Below are 8,930 nucleotides of genomic sequence, written 5' to 3' on the forward strand. Positions count from 1 at the left end.
TAATCACTCCCTATATTGGTTGGAATTAGCTACTACCATTGTAAGTGATTGCTTTGGGCTTTTTAATTTCTGTTCGGATTAATTATAGAATTTGCCAATTCCTAATACCATATTGAAATCGGCTTGTTTGCTGTAAATGATTTTAACTTTTTCAACATCTGTATTCTCGTCATCGAGAACAACCCCTTCCGCCTGAAGTAACGCGTCACCAGGTAAACAGTTTAACATATTAGCCTGTTCTTTGGTTGCGCTTTAACTCCGATAACCAGTTGCCATACACCCGCTTAGGATAGTCGGCAATCGCTAACACCCGAATAAAATTCTCACCCGACTGGACGTAGGCGGGGTTCTTACTTCATAGCAGGCAGTCAAAATTCATTAAACCAGCGTCGCACCCAGTGAATTCTTAAAATGGTCAAGCGCCCACTCCTGACCATGCTTGGTAAAGGTGGCGACCCCCTTAACCGGAATCGTAATCTGGTAGTTAAAATTATAGGCGGCAATTGCGGTGTGCAGGACACAGATATCGGTGCAAACACCTGCAATCCACAAGTTATCAATTTTTCGTTCCCGCAGGTAGTTATCAAGATTAGTATTTTGAAATGATGAATAGCGGTTCTTATTAAACTGGTAAACCCGGTCACTGGCCTGATGTTGTTCAAACCAGTCATTAACCTTGCCGTATAGCTGTTGACCAGGCGTACCGACCACGTTATGTGGCGGGAAGAGTTTAGCTTCTGGACTAAACCGGTCCCCACAATGGGCATCAGTCGGGAAAATTACGTAGTCGCCATTTTGGTAAAAACGGTTGGCCAGCTGAACCAAATAATCTTCTAATTCCTGCGCTGGCTTGCCACAAGTAAGCGCACCATTGTCAGCGACAAAATCGTTTGTATAATCAATAATTAATAATGCTTTAGTCATTGCTAACTCCTTATTTTTGTGCCTCATCAACCAGCTTTTGTTGCAAGTCAGCTAACCGCTTGGTTAAATAAACCGGGAAGCGGTCCGGATTAAGCAACCGCTTAGTAGCCGCCGGCAGCTGTGCTAATTCGGTCTGCGCAAAATGCTGGATGGCAAAAGTGTCGGTTTCAATTGGCGCCGCTTTTTCCAGCGTCAAAACTTGCTTAAGCAGTGGCTTAGCAATGAAGTCGGTTAGAATCACTTTATTCCGGGTGACGTGAACGTCAGCATTGATTGCCGCAATTTCGGTTCCAATCTGCTCGTCAGCCAGGGCAATTACATCGGCAACAGCGTGTTGGGGATCATGCTTATCGTAGAGCCGGTAAACCTGCTTATTCCCAGGGAGCGTAATCTTTTCGCGACTATTACTAATCTTGATCTTTGGCACCCATTTGCCATCATTTTCTAGTGCCGACATTTTATAAACACCGCTTAATACTGGACTGGATGAACTGGTAATTAGTCGCTCACCGATCCCAAAGTTATCCAGTGGTGCCCCTTCATCAAGCAATGACTTAATAATGTGGGCATCAAGGGCGTTTGAAGCAGTAATCTTAGCGTTGGTAAAACCAGCCTCGTCCATCATCTTCCGTGCCTTGGTTGCCAACTGGGCAATATCACCAGAATCGATGCGGATACCAACCGGTTCGTGGCCAGCTGCCCGCAATTCCTTAAAGATTTTAATTGCGTTCGGTACCCCAGAGTTAACCACATCGTAGGTATCAACTAACAGGGCAGCATTGTCAGGGTAAATTTTGGCCCAGGCACGAAAGGCCGTTAATTCATCAGGAAAGCTTTCAATCCAGGCGTGGGCCATCGTCCCCGCCGCCGGAAGGTTAAACAGCTTGGCAGCTAGCACATTGGAGGTACTACTGCACCCACCAATAATGGCAGCCCGCGCACCATATATTGCGGCATCAGGCCCCTGCGCCCGTCGTGCACCAAATTCCATTACTGGGCGTCCGCCAGTAACGCTGGTGATCTGCCATGCCTTCGTTGCAATCAATGATTGGTGGTTAATAATGTTTAAGATCAGGGTTTCGAGAAGTTGGACATCAATTAGTGGGCCACTAATACTAAGGATTGGTTCCCGTGGGAAGACTGGCGTGCCTTCTGGGATTGCCTTAATTAAGCAGCGGTTGTGAGCTGCCGTCAGGTAAAAGAGAAAGTCGTCACTAAAGTGGTTAAGGGACCGCAGATAAGCAATGTCATCAGTTGAAAAGTGCCAGTTCTTAACTTCATCAATTACTTGCATCAATCCAGCACTAATCACAAAACTGCCATCATCGGGCGCCTTACGGTAAAAGACGTCGAAGCGCGCCTGCTTATCGTGGGGAAGCGTTTGATAATAACCGTTGGCCATTGAAAACTCATACATGTCGGTTAATAATTCATGCTTCATTATTAAATAACTCCTAACAAATTTAGGTAAAAAATACTTTAACTACTGCAAAAAAATAAAAATATATTGAACTTTTATTATCACTGATTGTAGCACTTTTATTTTTAGACGCAAGGTAGTACCAGTTTAAATAACTTTGGTGGCCGGCCTGACCGCTTTGTTGCGACGGTACCAACTTCCTTAAACAGTTTTTGGTGGGCCTTTTTAAAATTAGAATTATCAATTTGATCGACCGTTGTTTGGCGGAAAGTAGCATAAACTTCGCGGGCTTGCCGAAGGGTAAAAGTCGGTCCTAAGATCTGTAAAATGGTTGGCTGGTAGTCCAGTTTATTTTTAATTCGTACAATGGCCGTATTAATAATTTGGTGGTGGTCAAATGCTAGCGCCGACCCTGCAGCCAAACTCAAAACTAAGTCACCATTTTGCAAGATAAACTTCCCGTGGTCAAAGTTAAGACTAAACCACCCGACTTCGGTTGCTCCGTACCCGGCCCTCAGTTGAGGCATTGTCGGTAAGAAAGTCATGTAGGCAATCGCCAAGGACCGCTCACCGCTTACCCGGTCGGGATCGGTGAAGGTTGCCAACTGTTCGGTAGCACTGTTTGATAGGCGAACACCAATTTTATCCTTAATCAGGCGGATACAGGCAGCGTCAGCACTTTCATCCCGCCGCAATAGGGTTTCTGGTAAAGCCCAGTGGCCCTCAAATGGCGGATAAGCCCGTTTGACCAGCAGGACTTGTGGTAAATGGGTCAGGGGATTAAAACTCCAAATAATATTTGCAATCGTAATTAGCGGACGCGCAACAACTTTGTCAGCCATCTCTTTCACCTCACAAAATATTATAGCGCAATCAAGAATCACAATAATAAAAAAATCGACAACTAAGGACGGCCTTAGTTCGTACAATACCCCTTAGGGTTGACACTTTAACTGAAACTTGAAAGCACGAAAATAGACCGGAGCACTGATGAGCTCTGGGTTTTTCGTACCTAAATTAGTTTTACAACACTCTTGAAATGATATTTTGTACGTTTGATGGGATGGTGTGCATGAATTGGTCAATTTTATCTTCAATAAACTCATTACCCGAGCATTTAAGAACGGAAATTAGGTATACCAATGCGCAAATGAACGTAATATCAGGTAATGAATTCGTGAAGGAATAGAACAAATCGCCTAATGTTCTATCGTCGGTATTCAATCTTTCTTGCCATGCCAACAAGATATATGCTAGCTCTGTTATTGCAATGTAACTTACTTGGCTGTCAGCAACGGTTGTAAAATGTTGGAAAATACCGATTAGAAAATGTCGGTTTTTGATCCGGTTCCTTTGTTTATATCTTTAACATGCAAATTGCAAATTAGTACGTTTTTGCTTTTTATGGTAAGCAAATCTTTCTCTCCAACTTAACCGTTTTCTTTCTTATCTGGTAAAGCTAACCATTTTGAAGTGTCAGACCGCTTTTAGCATCAAACAGATAAATATTAGAATTACGAATATAAAGATCTAATTTTTTGTGGCTATCATCATTAGGAATTCTTTTAGGCGTTTGAGTCACAATATTAACACCATCTTTAGTTTTTAGATAGACAAGCGTATGGCCGCCCATGTATTCAGCCAGATTTTTACTTGCAGAAAGTACAAAAAATCCCTCTTTTTGTGCAGAATTTTCAGGAGCTGTATCATTATCTCCTGACTTTTTTACCTGCGTTACTTTCTCAGGCCGAAAGCCAAGTACAATCTCTCTTTTATCCGTTGGCAAAACTTCTTTTTTCACGAATTCACTAAGGTCATAATTTACACTACCTGAATTAAAAATTCCCTTGTTCGAAAGAGTACCCTTTAAAATATTCATGCTGGGAGAACCGATAAAACGAGCAACGAAGAGATTACGCGGGTTATCATAAAGTTCTTCAGGTTTACCATACTGCTGTACCACTCCGTCTCGCATGATCAAGATTTTATCCGCCATTGCCATCGCCTCAGCTTGATCATGCGTTACATAAATCGTTACAGTTCCAAGCTGCTTATGTAGCTCGATAATATCCTGCCTCGTTGAAACACGTAACTTCGCATCTAAATTAGAAAGCGGCTCGTCCATTAAAAAGACTTCAGGTGCGCGCACCATTGCACGCCCTAAAGCAACTCTTTGTCGCTGCCCACCAGAAAGCTGCGCGGGTTTACGAGCCAAATAGTCTGTGAGATTAAGCTTTTGTGCTGCTTCCTTGACCCGTGAATCAATTTCACTTTTAGAAAATTTACCAAGTTTTAAGTTGAACGCCATGTTATTGTAAACAGTCATATGTGGATATAATGCATAATCTTGAAAAACCATTGCAATGCTGCGCTTTTGTGGTGGAATATTATCGAAGCGCTTTCCATCTACATTAATTTTTCCCTTTGTAACTTCTTCCAAACCTGAAAAGCAACGCAATAGTGTAGACTTACCACAACCTGATGGTCCAATAATTGCAACAAATTCCTTGTCATCAATCTCAAGATTGATATCCTTTAGGGTATCATTTTCCGCATTATCATAACGCTTATAAAGGTGTTCGATTTGAATCTTACTCATAAGAAATGCCTCCTCGAGTTTATTGTTTGCTTTTGTTTCTGCAGTGATTCATAATAAAAACATAAAATTTAGGTAAGAAAGAATGGTGCTCTTGACAAACAATTGACAATGAATCGGGGCGGAAGACATGAAAAAAAGATTTTTTAAAATCGCTAAGCTAACTTTTATGTTGAGTTTATCATTAATTGTCTTAACATGTTGTAGTTTTAGCTCGCAAAAGGAAAAAAATTCAAAAATTACACTTAACTTTTTTAATCAAAAGCCTGAAATAACCGCACAATATCAAAAATTAGCGCGGATGTATCATGCTAAACATCCCAACGTCAATATCCAAATTACTACTTCAGGTCAAGGCGGTGGGGCCGCTGCTTTACAAGCGAAGTTTGCCTCTGGGGAAGCTCCAGATATTATTATGCTTGGCGGGCTACCTGAAATAGATCGGTATAAGGATCATTTGATTAATCTAAAAGATCTTAAGGCAAGTAAAAACATAGTACCAAATCTTGTTAGCGGTGGAATTTCAAATAAACGTATGGTTGGAATTCCAGTCGATCTTGAGGCTTATGGCTGGTCGTATAACAAAGCTGTGTTCGCTAAGGCTGGGATTGATGCCTCAAAGATCAATAACTATTCTGAATTTTTGAAAGCGGTTGAAAAACTCAATTCAGAAAAAAAGAAGATTGGAATCGATGCCGTTTTCGGCTTTAACGGAGCTGATACCAATTCAATTGCTTCTGTTTCAGCACAATTTACTTCTCTGCCGTACAACAATAATCTTGTCAAAGCTTTCAAAAGCAAAACTTTCCCTTGGAAATACGAGAGGCAAATGAAAAATTATTATGATCTCGTAAAAAAATATAATGTACAACCGATTCTTTCAGTTAAATATGATCCTTCTGTCCAAGACCTTTTTTTCAATGGTAAAGTTGCTATGATACCTCAAGGAAATTGGATTATTCCGACGCTTGATGGTCTGGAAAAGGGATACGTTCAAAAAAATCTTGGCATGTTACCGTTCTTTGTTAAAAATGATGGTACTGACCGTCTTTTGACCGGTTCCTCATGGTATTTAGGAATCACTAAAGATCATCCCAAGCGGCAAAAAGCTGCTAAAGATTTTATTAACTGGATGTATACTTCAAAAGAAGCTGAGAACGTAATCATTAACGAAATGCGTTTCGTTCCTGCAACTAAAAACTTTGATGTTTCGAGGCTGCCTGATGATCTTTCTAAACAAATTTATCGGATCGGCACTTCCAAAAACGCACAATCTCCTGTTCACAAACAGTACCCGAATGGCTTTACTAACCAAGCACTTGGGCCATATATACAGCGCTATTTTGTAAATGGGATCTCTTGGAAAGAATTGAAAAAGGAAACATCGGCTAAATATCGACAGCTCAGGGAAATCCAAAGTGGGGAGTGATAAAAATGCTTATCAAAAAACATCAATATCTGGCTTTTGTTTTACCAGCAGTTTTCTTTATACTATTGATTATTGTCGTACCATTTCTGATAGGAATTTATTATTCCTTTACCGATTCCAATGGTTTACGCTCTTCTTTTATTGGTTGGAAAAACTTTGAAGTCCTTTTTCAAGACTCCACCTTTCTGCAGAGTTTTTGGCTAACAGTTAAATTTTCTTTTGTTTCAGTAATTCTAATTAACTTAGTCGGTTTGGCTTTTGCGTTAATCGTCACCAGTCACAACAACAGACTCACAAAATCACTCAGAACCATCTTCTTCATGCCAAATCTGATCGGCGGAATACTACTTGGTTTTATCTGGCAATTCATTTTTACTTCTGCTTTTCAGGCAATTGCCGCTGCTTTTCACCTTGACTTTTTCAAAGGTTGGTTGAGCAACCCTTCAACAGGGTTTTGGGGGATAGTAATTCTGTTTGTTTGGCAGATGAGCGGTTATATTATGTTAATCTATATTTCTTTCTTGAATGCAATTCCTAAGAATACCATTCAAGCAGCTGTTCTAGACGGTGCAAAAGCAACCCAGATTTTCTTTTTCATCAAGCTGCCACAATTGGCGCCAGCCTTTACAATCAGTCTATTTCTAACACTTGCCAACTCGTTTAAACTCTATGAGCAAAACTTAGCACTTACAAATGGTGGCCCATACCGCTCCACAGAGATGATTTCGATGTATATTTATAATACTGCTTTTGTAAACTTCCAGCAGGGATACGCTCAGGCAGCCGGAATTATCCTTTTCCTTTGTGTAACCATTGTTTCCTTTATTCAATTAGCACTTTCAAGAAAGCGGGAGGGATAGAAGATGAAAAAATCAACTAAAATCTTACTTGGCTTTCTTTTTGGAATCATTGCCCTGTTCTGGTTTTACCCCTTTATCATTGTTATTATCAATGCTTTAAAGGGAAAAAGGGGGATTTTTCAAAACCCGTTATGGTTTACACGGGACTTTACGTTTTCAAATTTCAAAACTGCTTACCAGGCGCTTGATTTTACAAGCAGTTTCTTTAACTCTTTAGTTATCACAGTAGCCAGTGTCATTGTAATCACATTGGTTTCGGCAGCTGCTGCCTATGCTCTTTCTCGTGTTAAAGGGCCTTTCAGTTCAATTCTCTACTATCTTTGTGCCGGCACTATGCTGATCCCTTTTCAGTCAATTATGATCCCGCTTCTTTCACTTTTTGGCAAAGTTAATTTCCTTAACAGAACGAGTCTGGTCATTATGAACACCGGGTTATCAGTAAGCCTCTCAATTATTCTTTTTTATGGGGCTTTTCAAGGAGTCTCAAAAACTCTTGACGAAGCTGCTGCTTTAGATGGAGCCTATCCTTTTAAAACCTTTGTTTATATTATCTTTCCAGCGGTCAGCCCAATGACAGGTACAGTTGTTATCTTGAATGCAATGAAAATATGGAATGACTACCTGTTACCATCACTAGTCGTTAATAAAGATGGCATGTACACGATTCCACTTAAGATGTATTCTTTCTTCGGTGAAACAAACAGCCAATGGCAATTAGCCTTAGCCGGACTTGTTTTGTCAATGGTTCCGATTATTATTCTGTTCCTCCTATTGCAAAAGCAAGTCATGACAAGTGTGACAGAAGGAGCTATCAAGTAAAGATTGGATTTAATCTAAATAAAAATAGTACAAGAGACCAGGTCAATCTGACCTGGTCTCTTGTACTATTTTTGTAATGTTCATATTATTCAGCAGTTGGATCCTCTGGGCTTAATTACTCATAATTAAACTCAGACTATTTGCATAATTTACCATTAATACCTTCCTGTTAACCTTTGCGCTTGTTATTTATAATCAACATCTTACGATCAAATCAGTAAAAATAATTTGTATTTGCGGACTTGTCTCGACTAAAAATTCTGGGCGCCTTTGAAGAACCAACACTTGCTGAGAATCAATTAATTTTAATGCTTCAATAACCCCATTTTTAACGGCTGCAGTAACTTTTAAGCATTCGCCCACATTTTTTGCTGCTTGATGATATCGATTATTAACAATTAGACAATAAATTTTTTCTTTCTAAAAGGCTGCAATTTTTTCGGATGACAATCCAGTAATAATTTCTTCTACTAGTTTGACTGTATCAGCAAAATCTTGGTAAGCTACCATTCCATAATTAGTATGTTCATACCTGACTGGAATTCCGATACAGATTGTTGGAATCCCCTCGTAAGTAAGGATTTCACTGCCATCTATTCCCCCGCCAGTTCTTACCGCTCGCGTATATGAAATTTGAGCCTTCTTCGCAGTTTTTGCAGCAAATTGCTGGAAGCTTGGATTAGCAATAAAAGATGGAGTTAGTATAAATCATGGACAACTTTTGATAGAATATCTTTATCAAGATTGGAGATATCCTATATGGCCAAAAATATGATATTGATTTGGCAAATTACAAGTTTAATCCGAACAAGCCCGGAATCTTTCAATGGCAGTCTGTTGATGATGTATTTTTAATGGTCGTTGATTAATTAGTTCAAGTGC

10 protein-coding genes are annotated in these 8,930 nt (G+C 40.0%); 3 read left to right on the forward strand and 7 right to left on the reverse strand.

Annotated features, from left to right (window positions below; genetic code table 11):
• Positions 1–78: 78 nt before the first annotated feature.
• The 5 genes from GB992_RS11430 to GB992_RS11450 all read right to left on the reverse strand — a co-directional run bounded on the left by GB992_RS11430 (position 79) and on the right by GB992_RS11450 (position 4,943).
• Positions 79–228 carry a hypothetical protein gene (locus GB992_RS11430; protein WP_161002553.1) on the reverse strand — a complete coding sequence of 50 codons (150 nt, stop codon included), beginning with the start codon at positions 226–228 and terminating at the stop codon, positions 79–81.
• Between the two features lie 150 nt (positions 229–378).
• Positions 379–924 (reverse strand): cysteine hydrolase family protein, encoded by a 546-nt coding sequence (locus GB992_RS11435; protein WP_162855699.1) that lies wholly within the window; start codon positions 922–924, stop codon positions 379–381.
• Between the two features lie 10 nt (positions 925–934).
• Positions 935–2,365: a nicotinate phosphoribosyltransferase gene (locus GB992_RS11440; protein WP_161002555.1), complete on the reverse strand. Its 1,431-nt coding sequence runs from the start codon at positions 2,363–2,365 to the stop codon at positions 935–937.
• A 104-nt stretch (positions 2,366–2,469) separates the two neighbouring features.
• Positions 2,470–3,186, reverse strand: a complete 717-nt coding sequence (locus GB992_RS11445) for an NUDIX hydrolase (protein WP_085763237.1) — start codon at positions 3,184–3,186, stop codon at positions 2,470–2,472.
• 617 nt (positions 3,187–3,803) lie between these two features.
• Positions 3,804–4,943, reverse strand: coding sequence for an ABC transporter ATP-binding protein (locus tag GB992_RS11450; protein ID WP_161002556.1), 1,140 nt, complete (start codon positions 4,941–4,943; stop codon positions 3,804–3,806).
• Between the two features lie 127 nt (positions 4,944–5,070).
• Here GB992_RS11450 and GB992_RS11455 point away from each other — a divergent pair, with 127 nt between their 5' ends.
• The 3 genes from GB992_RS11455 to GB992_RS11465 are packed head-to-tail and all read left to right on the forward strand — an operon-like array spanning position 5,071 to position 8,048.
• Entirely contained in the window at positions 5,071–6,369 is a 1,299-nt protein-coding gene (locus tag GB992_RS11455; RefSeq protein WP_041095743.1) for an ABC transporter substrate-binding protein, read from the forward strand.
• Positions 6,370–6,374: 5 nt separating this feature from the next.
• Positions 6,375–7,229: a carbohydrate ABC transporter permease gene (locus GB992_RS11460; protein WP_021355944.1), complete on the forward strand. Its 855-nt coding sequence runs from the start codon at positions 6,375–6,377 to the stop codon at positions 7,227–7,229.
• Between the two features lie 3 nt (positions 7,230–7,232).
• A complete protein-coding gene (locus GB992_RS11465) occupies positions 7,233–8,048 on the forward strand; it encodes a carbohydrate ABC transporter permease (protein WP_011668823.1) in 816 nt (271 codons plus the stop codon).
• A gap of 195 nt (positions 8,049–8,243) precedes the next feature.
• Here the strand turns inward: GB992_RS11465 and GB992_RS12035 are convergent, their stop codons facing one another.
• Positions 8,244–8,459 (reverse strand): gamma-glutamyl-gamma-aminobutyrate hydrolase family protein, encoded by a 216-nt coding sequence (locus tag GB992_RS12035; protein ID WP_431188839.1) that lies wholly within the window; start codon positions 8,457–8,459, stop codon positions 8,244–8,246.
• A gap of 9 nt (positions 8,460–8,468) precedes the next feature.
• Positions 8,469–8,753, reverse strand: coding sequence for a hypothetical protein (locus GB992_RS11475; RefSeq protein WP_087717469.1), 285 nt, complete (start codon positions 8,751–8,753; stop codon positions 8,469–8,471).
• Positions 8,754–8,930 lie beyond the last annotated feature (177 nt).

Origin of the sequence: Furfurilactobacillus milii, from assembly GCF_009863985.1 — a bacterium.
Classification (GTDB): Bacteria; Bacillota; Bacilli; order Lactobacillales; family Lactobacillaceae; genus Furfurilactobacillus; species Furfurilactobacillus milii_A.

Excerpts from the sequence above, each read along its gene's own strand:
- GB992_RS11430 (WP_161002553.1), bottom strand. The coding sequence starts at position 228 with ATGTTAAACTGTTTACCTGGTGACGCGTTACTTCAGGCGGAAGGGGTT.
- GB992_RS11435 (WP_162855699.1), bottom strand. The coding sequence starts at position 924 with ATGACTAAAGCATTATTAATTATTGATTATACAAACGATTTTGTCGCT.
- GB992_RS11440 (WP_161002555.1), bottom strand. The coding sequence starts at position 2,365 with ATGAAGCATGAATTATTAACCGACATGTATGAGTTTTCAATGGCCAAC.
- GB992_RS11445 (WP_085763237.1), bottom strand. The coding sequence starts at position 3,186 with ATGGCTGACAAAGTTGTTGCGCGTCCGCTAATTACGATTGCAAATATT.
- GB992_RS11450 (WP_161002556.1), bottom strand. The coding sequence starts at position 4,943 with ATGAGTAAGATTCAAATCGAACACCTTTATAAGCGTTATGATAATGCG.
- GB992_RS11455 (WP_041095743.1), top strand. The coding sequence starts at position 5,071 with ATGAAAAAAAGATTTTTTAAAATCGCTAAGCTAACTTTTATGTTGAGT.
- GB992_RS11460 (WP_021355944.1), top strand. The coding sequence starts at position 6,375 with ATGCTTATCAAAAAACATCAATATCTGGCTTTTGTTTTACCAGCAGTT.
- GB992_RS11465 (WP_011668823.1), top strand. The coding sequence starts at position 7,233 with ATGAAAAAATCAACTAAAATCTTACTTGGCTTTCTTTTTGGAATCATT.